This window comes from Nonomuraea sp. NPDC048901, assembly GCF_040649695.1.
In the GTDB taxonomy this organism is placed as follows: domain Bacteria; phylum Actinomycetota; class Actinomycetes; order Streptosporangiales; family Streptosporangiaceae; genus Nonomuraea.
In genome coordinates this window covers 424991-437572 of the sequence record NZ_JBEZFW010000008.1, presented here as the reverse complement: position 1 = coordinate 437572, position 12582 = coordinate 424991, and the positions used below count along the sequence as shown (strand labels likewise).

At 68.8% G+C, this 12582-nt stretch carries 9 protein-coding genes; 4 read left to right on the top strand and 5 right to left on the bottom strand.

The features are described 5' to 3' along the window. Nucleotides 1–24 precede the first annotated feature (24 nt). The 3 genes from AB0C30_RS29425 to AB0C30_RS29415 all read right to left on the bottom strand — a co-directional run bounded on the left by AB0C30_RS29425 (nucleotide 25) and on the right by AB0C30_RS29415 (nucleotide 3617). Nucleotides 25–1323 carry an ABC transporter substrate-binding protein gene (locus AB0C30_RS29425; protein WP_357950534.1) on the bottom strand — a complete coding sequence of 433 codons (1299 nt, stop codon included), beginning with the start codon at nucleotides 1321–1323 and terminating at the stop codon, nucleotides 25–27. A gap of 468 nt (nucleotides 1324–1791) precedes the next feature. Then, nucleotides 1792–3222, bottom strand: a complete 1431-nt coding sequence (locus AB0C30_RS29420; protein ID WP_357950531.1) for a penicillin-binding transpeptidase domain-containing protein — start codon at nucleotides 3220–3222, stop codon at nucleotides 1792–1794. 35 nt (nucleotides 3223–3257) lie between these two features. Then, complete coding sequence (locus tag AB0C30_RS29415) at nucleotides 3258–3617, bottom strand: MerR family transcriptional regulator (protein ID WP_357950528.1); 360 nt, start codon at nucleotides 3615–3617, stop codon at nucleotides 3258–3260. Between the two features lie 97 nt (nucleotides 3618–3714). Between AB0C30_RS29415 and AB0C30_RS29410 the strand changes: the two genes are divergently transcribed. Beyond that, complete coding sequence (locus tag AB0C30_RS29410; protein WP_357950526.1) at nucleotides 3715–4638, top strand: aldo/keto reductase; 924 nt, start codon at nucleotides 3715–3717, stop codon at nucleotides 4636–4638. 91 nt (nucleotides 4639–4729) lie between these two features. Here AB0C30_RS29410 and AB0C30_RS29405 read toward each other — a convergent pair whose 3' ends face one another. Beyond that, nucleotides 4730–5380 carry a TetR family transcriptional regulator gene (locus AB0C30_RS29405; protein ID WP_357950523.1) on the bottom strand — a complete coding sequence of 217 codons (651 nt, stop codon included), beginning with the start codon at nucleotides 5378–5380 and terminating at the stop codon, nucleotides 4730–4732. 93 nt (nucleotides 5381–5473) lie between these two features. Between AB0C30_RS29405 and AB0C30_RS29400 the strand changes: the two genes are divergently transcribed. After that, the gene (locus tag AB0C30_RS29400; protein ID WP_357950521.1) at nucleotides 5474–6802 is read left to right on the top strand and encodes a GH1 family beta-glucosidase; all 1329 of its coding nucleotides are present in this window, start codon (nucleotides 5474–5476) and stop codon (nucleotides 6800–6802) included. A gap of 37 nt (nucleotides 6803–6839) precedes the next feature. Here AB0C30_RS29400 and AB0C30_RS29395 read toward each other — a convergent pair whose 3' ends face one another. Further along, complete coding sequence (locus tag AB0C30_RS29395) at nucleotides 6840–7730, bottom strand: hypothetical protein (RefSeq protein WP_357950518.1); 891 nt, start codon at nucleotides 7728–7730, stop codon at nucleotides 6840–6842. A 201-nt stretch (nucleotides 7731–7931) separates the two neighbouring features. Between AB0C30_RS29395 and AB0C30_RS29390 the strand changes: the two genes are divergently transcribed. Together AB0C30_RS29390 and AB0C30_RS29385 are read left to right on the top strand one after the other, a co-directional pair. Continuing rightward, the gene (locus AB0C30_RS29390; protein WP_357950516.1) at nucleotides 7932–10949 is read left to right on the top strand and encodes a M14 family zinc carboxypeptidase; all 3018 of its coding nucleotides are present in this window, start codon (nucleotides 7932–7934) and stop codon (nucleotides 10947–10949) included. Between the two features lie 130 nt (nucleotides 10950–11079). Next, the gene (locus AB0C30_RS29385) at nucleotides 11080–12513 is read left to right on the top strand and encodes an aldehyde dehydrogenase (RefSeq protein WP_357950514.1); all 1434 of its coding nucleotides are present in this window, start codon (nucleotides 11080–11082) and stop codon (nucleotides 12511–12513) included. The last annotated feature ends 69 nt before the right edge of the window (nucleotides 12514–12582 follow it).

The following is a 12582-nucleotide window of genomic DNA, read 5'->3' as shown; positions in this document are numbered from 1 at the left end:
CCTGCCGTACCCGGGTGACCGCAATTACTGCGCGTTGGCCGTTGCCGCGTCGACGAGCCCCTTCTGCAGGGCCGCGACGTCCTTGCTGCCGATGAACAGGCCGACCGCCTCGGTGATCGAGGCCAGCCACGGCTGGTTCACCGACACCCCGTGCTGGATGGAGCCGGCCAGCTTGTTGCTCGACCAGTCCTTCAGCGCGTCCGCCAGGTAGTCGGTGTAGAGCGACTGGTCGGCGTCCTTACGGGCGGGGATGGAGCCCTTCTTCGGGTTGAAGGCGTCCTGTCCCTCCTTGCTGGCCGCGACCTTGAGCCAGGCGATGGCCCCGTCACGGTTCTTGGCGCCCTTGGGCAGCGTGAAGCTGTCGGACAGCCACAGGTAGGTGCCCTCGGTGCCGGGAGAGGGCGCCCAGTCGAAGTCCTCCTTCGACTTCTTGCCCAGGCCGCCGTCCGGCGGGTTGTGGAAGTAGCCGTAGGCCCAGTCGCCCATGACGTTGAACGCGGCCTCGCCGTCGGCCACCTGCTTGGCCGCGGGCTGCCAGTCGTCCTGCGGGTCGCCCGCGTACGACATGATCGTCTTGAAGCTCTCCAGCGCCTTCTTCACCTCGGGGCTGCCCCAGTTGGCGCCCGGCTTGAACAGCGCGTTGTAGGCGTCGGTGCCGAGCGAGCCGAGCAGCACGCTCTCCATCAGGTGCACCACGGTCCACTCCGAGCCGATGGACAGCGGGATCTTGCCCTTGGCCTTCACCTTGCCCAGGTCGGCGATGAACTCGTCGACCGACTTGGGCGCGGCCGCGATCCCCGCCTCCTTCAGCAGCTTCGGGTTGAACCACAGCACGTTCGACCGGTGGATGTTGACCGGCACCGAATAGATCTTGCCGTCCACGCTGATCTGGTCGATCAGCTGGGAGGGGAAGACGTCCTTCAGCTTCAACTCGTCATAGAGGGAGTTGAGGTCCTCCAGGTCGCCCGCCTTGATGTAGCCCTGCAATTCGGCGCCCGCGTGACCCTGGAAAGTGTCCGGCGGGGTGTCCGCCTGCAACTTCGACTGCAGCAGCGCCTTGGCCTTGTCGCCGGAGCCGCCCGCCACCGCCGCGTCGAAGAAGGTGTAGTTCGGGTTCTCCTTCTCGAAGATCTCCCGCATCGCCTTCAGACCGTCGGCCTCACCCGGCCCGGTCCACCACGAGAACACCTCGACCTGCTTCTTCTCGCCGCCACCCGTGGCCTGCGGGCTCGCCGTTGCGCCGCCGCCGCTACCACCGCAGCCGGCCAGGCCGAGCACGCTCGCCATAGTGATCGCGACGGCCGCCAACCACCGTCGTCGCATCGCACACCGTCCCTTCGAAACCCCGAGTGGTGAAGGTTGACAACGTTGTCAGTAGGGCAATCAACCCACTTCGCACTTGGAGCCGTCAAGGCATGTGCTGATAACAGGTCCGCATAGGCGCGACGACCAGCAGATGGTGGGCGGGCCCGAGCCCTGCGCGGCTCGAGCCCGCTGTCACGCGTCCGGAACCAGACCCCCACCCCTCCGAGGAGGCCAAGCTCCGCCTGGACACGCGACGCCCCATTGGATCGAGCCACGACGCCCCCTGACTGAGAGGCGAGATCGCAAGGTGCGGTCGATCACATGCAGAACGTTAGACATGTGGACGGGACACCGCATGCGTCGAGATGGCCATTCGAGGATGTAACCGTTCGACCCCGGAGATGTGTAGAGAGGTCTGTGCAGCGCCATATGTAGGAGGAGAAGAGTGCCGAGGTCATCCCGGTGAGCGCGTGTTGGCGTACCACTTCAGGAGAGTGCCGCCTCCAGGACGGCGCGGGCGATGAGGGCGGCGGTCGACGGCGCGGCGTGCTCCAGGACCACGCCCACGGCCACCTCCGGCGTGTCCGCCGGGGCGAACGCCGTGAAGAGCGCGTGGTCCTCCCCTGCCCCCGACTTGGCCGCCACCTCCACCCCCGGGATGGCGGACGCCGTACCGGAACCGCCGGCACCGGTGACCGTGAGCATCATCGAGGTGAGCTGGCGGGCCAGGGTGGCGGGGATGGTCACCCGGTACGGCGCCGGGTCGGCCCGATCGATGAGCGAGCCGTCCGGAAGACGTACATCCTCCACCAGGTACGGGCGCATGAGGACGCCGTGGTTGGCGACGGCGGCCGACAGCATGGCGATCATCAGCGGCGTGGCCCGGACGTCATGCCGCCCGATGGCCGACAGGGCGGTCTGGGCCCGGTTCATGTTCGGGGGGTAGGTGCTGGCGGTGACCTGCAGCGGGATCGTGAGGTCGCGGTCGTTGAAGCCGAACGCCTCCGCCTGGTCACGCAGGATGTCCTGCCCCAGCTGGAGGCCGATGCCGGCGAAGGCGGTGTCGCAGGAGGACCGGAAGGCGTCCGGCAGCGTCGGACGGGCATCGCCGCAGGACCCGCCCGTGTCAGGCAGGTAGGCCGTGCTGCCGGGCAGCCGCAGCCGGGCGGGGGCATCGACCCGTGAGGTGGGCGAGTACTCGCCCGACGACAGCGCGGCGGCCGTGGTGACCAGCTTGAACGCGGAGCCGGGCGGATATCTCTGGCTGACCGCCCGGTTGACCAGCGGCCCGGCGGGGTCGCCGCGCAGACGCCGGTCCGTCTTGGCCAGCTCGGCGGGGTCGGTGGTGGTGTAGGCGTTGGGGTCGTACGACGGGTAGCTGGCCAGGGCGAGGATCGCGCCGGTCGCCGGGTTGACGGCGACCGCGGCGCCCGGCCGGCCCGCCGCCCTGAGGCCTTCGTACGCGGCCGTCTGCGCGCGGTCGGTGATCGTGAGCCGGACGTCGGCGCCGCGGGCCCTGCCGTGCCGGACGAGCGAACGGACCTGGATCCTCGAGTCGTCGCCGGACAGGACGTCGTCCGCGGCCCCCTCGATGCCCGTGGTCCGGCTGAGCGACGCCGTCCCGGTCACTGGGGCGTACAGCTCGCCGTGGGGGTAGACGCGGCGATACGCGTACGGCCCGCGGGCCGTCGGACGGCTCACGGCGACGGTCGTGCCGTCATAGGTGAGGATGTCGCCGCGCGGATGGTCGAACCTGGCGATGGCGGAGCGCTGGTTGCGCGGATCGGCGTTGAGCCCCCGCGCCCCGAACCCCTGGATCACCGTGATGTTGGCCAGCACCGCGAACAGCAGCATCGCGCACCCCTTGGCGACGCGGCGCAGCGGGATGTTGATCCGTCTCGCCCTGGGCCCGGCCATGGTCCCGGTCTAACAACCGGACCCCAAAGACAGGGCTAGACGACTCTGCGGTAGTAGGAAATCTTGTTGTGGATGTAGCGCTGACGCTCGGTGAGGTTGGCGATCTGCTCCCGGACGCGGCCGTCGTGCTCCTCCAGGAGCTTGATGCGGTCGGCGATCGTGTGGTCGCCCTGCCGCACCAGGTCGGCGAAGCGGAGCATCTCGGCGATCGGCATGCCGGTGTCGCGCAGGCAGCGGATCGTGCCGAGCCAGCCGACGTCCTCCTCAGTGAACCGGCGCTGACCTGCGGCGTTGCGGCCGACAGGCTCCAGCAGGCCGATCTTCTCGTAGTAGCGCAACGTGTCCAGGGTGAAGCCGGTCTCCTCGACCACTTCCGCGGGTGTGTAGACGCTCACGGCAGAAGCATCGCACCTGGAGCCGACTCCAGGTCAACCACTTCTCAGCAGAGGCCGGCTTGACATGGAGCGCACTCCAGCTTTCACGATCACGGCCATGAACATCGCACTGGGCACGATCCCGTTCGGCACCGCGGTCGACGAGAAGGACACCTTCGCCATTCTGGACCGGTTCGTCGAGGCCGGGGGCACCATGCTGGACACGGCCAACAACTATCCGTTCTGGGTGCCGGGGTGCACGGGCGACGAGAGCGAGCTGGCCATCGGCTCCTGGCTCGCGGCGCGCGGCAACCGGGACCGGATCTTCCTGAGCACGAAAACCGGCGCCCGGCCCACCGTACCCGGCGACGACACGCTCGCCTCGGCGGAGGGACTGTCCGCCGCCTCCATCGGCAAGGCGATCGAGGGCAGCCTGCGGAGATTGCGGACGGACTACATCGATGTGTATTGGTCGCACATCGAGGACCGCTCCGTACCCCTGGAGGAGACTCTGGGGGCATTCGACGACCTGGCCCGGCAGGGCAGGATCCGCAGCGTGGGGGCCAGCAACCTGGCCACCTGGCGGGCCGAGCGGGCCAGGAACCTGTCGGCGGCGCGGGGCTGGCTGCCGTACACATGCCTGCAGCTCCGGCACACCTACCTGCGCCCGCGACCGCTCACGCGGCTGGCCGAGTCGGGCCACGCGCTGGCGACGGACGAGACGCTGGAGTATGTACGCGCCGAGCCCGACGTGACGCTGTGGGCGTACAACACGCTGATGGCGGGCGCCTACACACGGCCCGACCGCCCGATCCCCGACATTTACCAGCATCCGGGTACGACCCGGCGGCTCGCGGTCCTGCGTGCGGTGGCGGCGGAGGTGGGGGCGACGCCCAACCAGGTGGTGCTGGCCTGGCTGCTGGCCGACGGGCACGTCCCGATCGTCGGCGTCTCCACGATGGCCCAGCTTGAGGAGGCTCTGGGCGCGGCGGACGTACGGCTGGACGACGAGCTACGCGCCCGGCTGGACGCGGCGTGCTGAGACCGGCACCGCGGACCGGCGCGTTGCGGGAGCGCTCCCGCGAAGTGCCGCAGACACAGAAGCAGGCGGTCCGTCAGCGACAGATGGACCGTCAGGGCAGGTGGTCGGCCAGGTAGCGGTGGACCAGCTGCTTGCACTCGGCGATCAGGTCGGAATCACCGTCGGGACGCACCCGGAAGGCCAGCTTGAGCACCGCGTCCGTGGCCTCGACCGCCACCAGCAGGGCGCGGTCGAGCCCCGGCCCGACAGGAGCGTCGAGCAGGTCGACCGTGAGGGCTCGCAGCCGGTCGGCGACCACGACGTTGTTCTCCAGGGCGGCGTCGAGCATCCGGTCGGTGCCCTTGAGCGCCGGCCCGCCCGGCGCCGTCAGCACCTCCCCGAAGTCGACCACCGCGAATCCCGGAGTGGTCCGCTTCATCACCACGAACTCGTCGATGGCCAGGTCGACCAGGTCGGTCCAGTGGTCGAGACCGGACTCGGCGATCCGCTCCGTGAGCCGCTCGGTGATGCGCTGCAGGAAGGCATCGAGGTTGCGCAGGGCCAGCGCTCGCACCAGACCCTGCTTGTCGGAGAAGAATTGGTAGAACGTGCCTATCGGCACCTCGGCCCGGCGCGCGACCTCTTTGGTGGTCAGTGCCTCGTAACCGACCTCGTCGAGCAAATGTGCGCACTCGTCGAGCATCCGTTCGACTCGCTCCACGCTGCGGCGTTGGGCTGGACGCCGGCGCAGGGTACTCGTCATGCCCCCCATCTTGGCGTATTACCGCCAGGTAGGCTCCCCCGAGCCTCCGCGAGTTAACATGAGTCCCACTCGGATGATCGCTTAGGAGTGCGCATGTTCCTATGGGGTACGGCCACAGCCGCCTACCAGATCGAGGGCGCCGTCAAGGATGACGGCAGGGGCGTCTCCGTCTGGGACACCTTCGCCCACGAGCCGGGCCGCATCCGGGACGGGCACACCGGGGACGTCGCGTGCGACCACTACCACCGCTGGCCCGAGGACCTCGCGCTCATGGCCGGCCTGGGCGTCAACGCCTACCGCTTCTCGATCGCCTGGCCCCGCGTGCTTCCGCTGGGCACGGGCCGGGTGGAGCCGAGGGGCCTCGACTTCTACGACCGACTGGTCGACGGCCTGCTGGCGGCGGGGATCGCGCCGGTGCCGACCCTGTTCCACTGGGACCTGCCGCAGGCGCTGCAGGACATGGGCGGGTGGATGAACCGCGATATTTCCTACTACTTCGCCGAATACGCGGCGATAGTGGCCGAGCGCCTCGCCGACCGGGTGCCCATGTGGATCACGCTGAACGAGCCGTTCGTGCACATGGCCTTCGGGTACGGCATGGGCGTCCACGCCCCCGGCCAGGCCCTGCTGTTCGACGCCCTGCCCGTCGCCCACCACCAGTTGCTCGGCCACGGCCTGGCCGTACAGGCGCTGCGCGCGGCCGGGGCGCGGCAGGTGCTGATCACGAACAACTGCACCCCGGTCTGGCCCGTCTCGGAGGAGGCCGCGGACCTGGCGGCGGCCGACGCGTACGACACGCTGCACAACCGCCTGTTCAACGACCCGATCCTGCTGGGCGAGTATCCGGACCTGAAGGCCATCGGCGCCATGGACGTGGTCCGCGACGGCGACCTGGCCGTCATCTCCGCGCCCCTGGACGGCCTGGGCATCAACTACTACAACCCCACCCGCATCGGCGCGCCCACGGACGACGGCCTGCCCTTCACCGACCACGGCATCACCGGCTACCCCACCACCGCCTTCGGCTGGCCGGTCGTCCCCGACGGCCTGCGCGAACTCCTGACGGGCCTGCGCACCAGGTACGGCTCCGCGCTGCCGCCGGTGTACGTAACGGAGAACGGCTGCTCCCAGGAGGATGTCCCCGGCCCGGACGGCACGATCGACGACCAGGGCCGCATCGCCTTCCTGGACGGCCACATCAGAGCGGTGGAACAGGCGGCGGCGGAGGGCGTCGACGTCCGGGGCTACTTCGTCTGGTCACTGCTGGACAACTTCGAGTGGGCCGAGGGCTACCACCAGCGCTTCGGCCTGGTCCACGTGGACTTCACCACCCAGCACCGCACGCCAAAGGCGTCATACGCCTGGCTCCGCGACCTCATCGCAGCCTTCTCCCGCTCCCCCGGAGGGGGTATCTCCCTGTAGGGACCCAACCACAACGGACCGTCGTTCCGCACAGCCGCTAGAACACCGACACATGCACATGGTCGTAGTGGTTGGCGGTGACCCCACCCCGATCCGACATCGGGTCCCAACCACCCCCCGACCGAATGTCGTAATACCGCTGCTTCCAGATGATGTACATCACCCCGATCCGGGGCCCGTTCTTGATCAGCCACTCGGCCAGCGCGTCACCCCGGTCGCCGTCGGCCCCCGAGGCCGCCCGCCCGCCGCTCGACATCATGAAGTCGCAGGCCCGCCCCTTGCCGTGCTCACCGGGGTCACCAGGCCGCAGGCAGCCCACCCCGTACGGCATGGGGAAGTTCCGCATGATCTCGGCGCGCACCGCGATCATGCGCGGCGTGAGCCCCGAGGAGCCGCCCGGCTGCTGGAAACCGTACTTGGCGAGGAGCCGCTCGATCTCGCGGCGCTTGCCCTGCATGGTCTTGATCTCTTTTTTCAGCTTGTCGATCTTTTCGGCGGCGGTCCGCTTGGCGTCCGCCGCCTTGTCGATCAACGCCTGGATGCTCTGCACCTTGCTGATGCGCTCGTTGGCCAGATAGGTCATGTTCGCCGCCTGGCCGAGCGCGACAGTGGGGTCGACGCCCGGGGCGATCAACTGGACGCCGTCGAGCGGGCCCGCGATGTAGGTGCTCTGGGCGATCGAGGTCACTTCGGCCTTGGCGCTGGCGAGCCGGGCTTCCAGGTCGCCGGAGTTGTCGGTGGCCTTCTTGGCCTGGATCCGTACTTCCTCCAGGCTCTGGATCTGGCCGCGATAGAGGTCGTTGAGCTGGGACGCCTGCTTGGTCAGCTTGCGCAACTCGGCCGGGTTGGGAGCCGCGGAGACCGGGAGAGGGAACGCGAACAGCCCCACCAGGACGATGGCGAATAGGGCGAAGCGACTGATTTTCACGTCCGTCCTCCCCTCATCGACGGACCGAAACTATAGAAGATGATCTTGAATATTGTCACCTGAACACGGCAAGTCGCGCCCCTTTGGCGAATTATCTGAAGATTGTCCGATCTAAGGCAGGCATAAAGATTGGGCCTTGCCGAGCGCGACGTATCGGTCTGAGATGGCGACGAAACTCGTCTCTGCGAAGGGGCAGACCTCGTGTCTCGATTACTGACCCTGTCCACCGCCGTCGTCCTCGGCCTCGGCACGTCCCTCGTCGCCCTGGAGGCCCAGGCGTCGGTGGACCCCCTACCACCCCGCGACAGGATCGAGCTCTACCAACTGGAGAGCACGCCCGGCACCGGGCAGGCCCTCAAGGAGAAGGGCTTCGACGTCGTCCAGCAGGACACCAAGGGCGGCAAGGAGCACGTCGAGGTGACCGCCGCCCAGACCGACCTCGACGGCCTGCGCAAACTCGGCTACAAGCCGGAGCCCGTACGCAACCCGCAGGGCCAGACCCAGTTGGAGGCCGCCAAGGCGCAGGCCACCGGCGGCTACACCGTCTGGAAGTCCTACTCCGAGCCGGGCGGCATCGCCGACCAGCTCAAGGCCATCGCCAACGCGAACAAGGACATAGTGAAGATCGAGTCCCTCGGCAAGACGCTGAAGGGCCAGGACATCCTCGCCGTCAAGGTCACCGCCCTGGCCAGGGTGCTGCCCGACGGCATCAAGCCGGCGACGCTGTACTCGGCGACGCAGCACGCCCGCGAGTGGATCTCCACCGAGGTCGACATGCGGTTGCTGAAGCACGTGATCGCCAACCAGGCCGCGCTCAAGGACCTGCTGAACAGGACCGAGCTCTGGTTCGTGCCGGTCGCCAACCCCGACGGCTACGACTTCACCTTCACCGAGGGCAACCGTCTGTGGCGCAAGAATCTGCGTGACAACGACGGCGACGGGCGGATCACCACCGGCGACGGCGTCGACCCGAACCGCAACTACCCCACCAACTTCCACTACGACGAGGAGGGCTCCTCGTCGATCCCGAGCAGCGAGACCTACCGCGGCGCGGCGCCCGCCAGCGAGCCCGAGACCAGGGCGCTCGACGGGCTGCTCAAGCGGATCCGGTTCAAGGGCCAGGTGAACTACCACTCCTTCGGCCCGCTGCTGCTCTATCCGATCGGCTGGCAGGTCGCCACCAAGACCGCGGACAACCCGATCTACGAGGCCATCTCCGGGAACGACGCCAAGCCGGCGATCCCGGGCTTCGACCCGGACCTGTCGGCGGAGCTCTACACCACCAACGGCGAGACGACCGACCACGCCCACGCCTCGTACGGCACGCTGGCCTGGACGCCGGAGCTCGACGAGGGCTGTGACGGCTGCGGGTTCGTCTTCCCCGACGACGAGGCGCTGGTCCAGGCGGAGTTCGAGAAGAACATCCCGTTTGCCCTGGACGTGGCCAAGTCGGCCACCAACTGGTCCGAGCCGGTCAACCACCTCGGCAACGCAACGGCCGACTTCGTGCTCGACCCGTTCGAGGTCAGCTACGGCCGGGACCAGGTGGTCCAGGTCGACGCCAAGCGCAAGCTCGGCCCGATCTTCCTGAACTACCAGGTCAACGGCGGCCGGACCAAGACCGTACTGACCGGCGAGTGGCGGGGCGGCGAGCGCTACGGCAAGGGCTACGACACCTACTACCACTGGATGCGCGGCAAGATCACCGGCACCAGGCCCGGGGACAAGGTCAAGGTCTGGTTCAGCTCGATCGGCAGGAAGAGCGGAGACTTCACCTACCAGGTCGCCAGTGACATCGGCGGCAAGGTGCTGGTGCTGGCCACCGAGGACGTCACGGGCCTCAGCCCCGTCCAGGGCGTGACCGAGGCCAAGTACGCCGACGACTACGTCAAGGCGCTCGACGAGGCCGGTTACAGCTCCGACGTCTATGACATGGACAAGATGGGCCGCAAGGCTCCGCACGCGCTCGGCGTGCTCAGCCACTACAAGGCGGTGGTCTGGGAGACGGGCGACGACATCATCCCGAGATCGGTCGGCCAGGTGGCCGGCACCACCTCCAAGGGCGGCGTCGACACCGAGCTGGCCGTGCGCGACTACCTGAACGAGGGCGGCAAGCTCCTGCACTCGGGCAAGTACCCGTCATACGCGGCCAACAACAACGGCGCCTATTACTACCAGCCCGACCAGCCGGCCCAGCCCGAATGCGCGACCCCCAACGACCCGCCGTGCATCCAGGTGTTCAACGACTTCCAGCAGTACTGGCTGGGCGCCTACGTCTTCTTCGACGACTCGGGCATCAACCCCGACACGGGCCTCCCGTACGCGCTGCAGGGCGTGAGCGGCCGGTTCAAGGGCTTCGCCGGCACGCTGGAGCCGAGCCACACCAACTCGTTCGTGGCGACCTCGGCGATCCTGCCGGCCGCCCAGTTCCCGCAGTTCGCCAGCTCCGCGCCGGTCAAGTGGGCACGGCCCGGCGGACCGTTCGACCCGCACACCGGTTCCTGGGACGTCTACAGCGGCATCGCCGACGCCTCCTGGAAGCGGCTGACCAAGACCGTCGACCTGACCGGCAAGACCAGCGGCGACCTGTCGTTCTGGACCTCGTACGACACCGAGGCCGACTGGGACTTCCTGACCGTCGAGGCGCACACCGTGGGCGGCGACGACTGGACGACCCTGCCGGACGTCAACGGTCACACCTCACAGAGCACGGGCAGCAGCTGTGACCCGCCCAGCGGCGGCGAGGGCTGGCGCGCGCTCCATCCGTTCACCCAGCGCTACCAGGGCGCCAACTGCGAGCCGACCGGCACCTCCGGCTCGTGGAACGCGGCCTCGGGCAACTCGGCCGGCTGGCAGCAGTGGAAGGTCGACCTGACCCCGTACGCGGGTAAGAAGGTGGAGCTGTCCGTCTCGTACATCAGCGACTGGAGCACCCAGGGCGCGGGCGTCTTCCTCGACGACTTCACCGTGACGCTGAACGGCGCGACGGCGGAGCAGACCTCGTTCGAGAGCGACCTGGGCGGCTGGAGCGCGGCGGCGCCTCCTGAGGGCACCTCGCCCTCGATCAACACCTGGGCCCGCACGGACCAGGTGTTCGAGGAGGGCGGCGGCATCGCCACCAAGGACACCGTCTACCTCGGCTTCGGCGTGGAGAGCCTGACGACCCAGGCCATGCGCACGGACCTGGTCAAGCGGTCCTTGCGGCACCTGCTCGGCTGATCGACCGGAGGGGTCCGGTACGCGTACGCGCGTGCCGGACCCCTCTTGCGCGCGTGGACAGAACATGGTTCGGTCACCTTGAGGAGCACCGTAGCCAAGCAAGCATTCGGTCAAGCAGGAGGCTCACGACATGCGCCAGCACGACACGCTGTTCATCGGGGGCGAATGGGTGGCCCCGGCCGGGACCGGCACCATCGACGTCATCTCCCCCCACACCGAAGAGGTCGTGGGCCGCGTGCCCGACGGCACGCCCGAGGACATGGACCGCGCGGTGGCCGCGGCGCGGCAGGCGTTCGACCACGGTCCGTGGCCGCGCATGACGTTCGCCGAGCGGGCCGAGGTGATCGGCAGGCTGGCCGAGATCTACGCCGCCCGTCAGGGCGAGATGGCCGCGCTCATCACCGAGGAGATGGGCTCACCGATCACCTTCTCCAACCTGGCGCAGGCGCCCCAGCCGCTCGGCATGCTGCAGTACTACGCCGACTACGGCAAGACCTTCGCCCAGGAGGAGCAGCGGCCCGGCCTGTTCGGGCCGACGACCGTGCGGCGGGAGCCGGTGGGCGTGGTGGCGGCCATCGTGCCGTGGAACGTCCCGCAGTTCGTCGCCATGTCCAAGATCGCGCCCGCGCTGCTGGCCGGCTGCGCGATCGTGCTCAAGCCCGCGCCGGAGACGCCGCTCGACGCGTACCTGCTGGCCGAGATGGTCATTGAGGCCGGAATCCCGGCCGGCGTGCTCAACATCGTGCCCGCGGGCCGCGAGGCCGGCGAGCACCTGGTCTCCCACCCGGGCGTGGACAAGGTGGCCTTCACCGGCTCGACCGCCGCGGGCCGCCGCATCGCCGCCATCTGCGGCGAGCAGCTCAAGCGGGTCAGCCTGGAGCTCGGCGGCAAGTCGGCGGCGATCATCCTCGACGACGCCGACCTGCCCTCCAGCATGGGCATGCTGGCCATCGCCTCGCTGATGAACAACGGCCAGGCGTGCGTCGCCCAGACCCGCATCCTGGCCTCACGGACCCGCTACGACGAGGTCGTGGACGCGGTCGCGAACATGGTCACCTCCCAGCCCGTCGGCGACCCCGCCGACCCCGGCACCGGCATCGGCCCGCTGGTCGCCAAGCGGCAGCAGGACCGCGTCGAGGGCTACATCCAGGCCGGCATGGACGAGGGCGCCAAGGTCGTCGTCGGCGGCCTGGACCGGCCGATGGACCGCGGCTGGTACGTCGCCCCGACCGTCTTCGCGGGCGTCACCAACGAGATGCGCATCGCCCGCGAGGAGATCTTCGGCCCGGTGCTGTCGGTGATCCCGTACGAGGACGAGGCGGACGCGATCCGCATCGCCAACGACAGCGACTACGGCCTGGCCGGTACGGTCTGGACGGCCGACGCCGACCACGGCATGGAGGTGGCCCGCCAGGTCCGCACGGGCACCTACGGGATCAACTGCTTCATGCTGGAGTCGAACGCGCCCTTCGGCGGCTACAAGGCCAGCGGCGTGGGCCGCGAACTGGGCCCCGAGGGCCTCAGCAGCTACCTGGAATACAAGACGATCGCCCGCCTGGGTTAAGGAACAGGGCTCCGGTACGACGTACCGGAGCCCTTCTCACGGCGCCCCGCACCCAGCGCGCCCCCGCAA

Excerpts from the sequence above, each read along its gene's own strand:
- AB0C30_RS29385 (WP_357950514.1), top strand. The coding sequence starts at position 11,080 with ATGCGCCAGCACGACACGCTGTTCATCGGGGGCGAATGGGTGGCCCCG.
- AB0C30_RS29400 (WP_357950521.1), top strand. The coding sequence starts at position 5,474 with ATGTTCCTATGGGGTACGGCCACAGCCGCCTACCAGATCGAGGGCGCC.
- AB0C30_RS29425 (WP_357950534.1), bottom strand. The coding sequence starts at position 1,323 with ATGCGACGACGGTGGTTGGCGGCCGTCGCGATCACTATGGCGAGCGTG.
- AB0C30_RS29405 (WP_357950523.1), bottom strand. The coding sequence starts at position 5,380 with ATGACGAGTACCCTGCGCCGGCGTCCAGCCCAACGCCGCAGCGTGGAG.
- AB0C30_RS29420 (WP_357950531.1), bottom strand. The coding sequence starts at position 3,222 with ATGGCCGGGCCCAGGGCGAGACGGATCAACATCCCGCTGCGCCGCGTC.
- AB0C30_RS29410 (WP_357950526.1), top strand. The coding sequence starts at position 3,715 with ATGAACATCGCACTGGGCACGATCCCGTTCGGCACCGCGGTCGACGAG.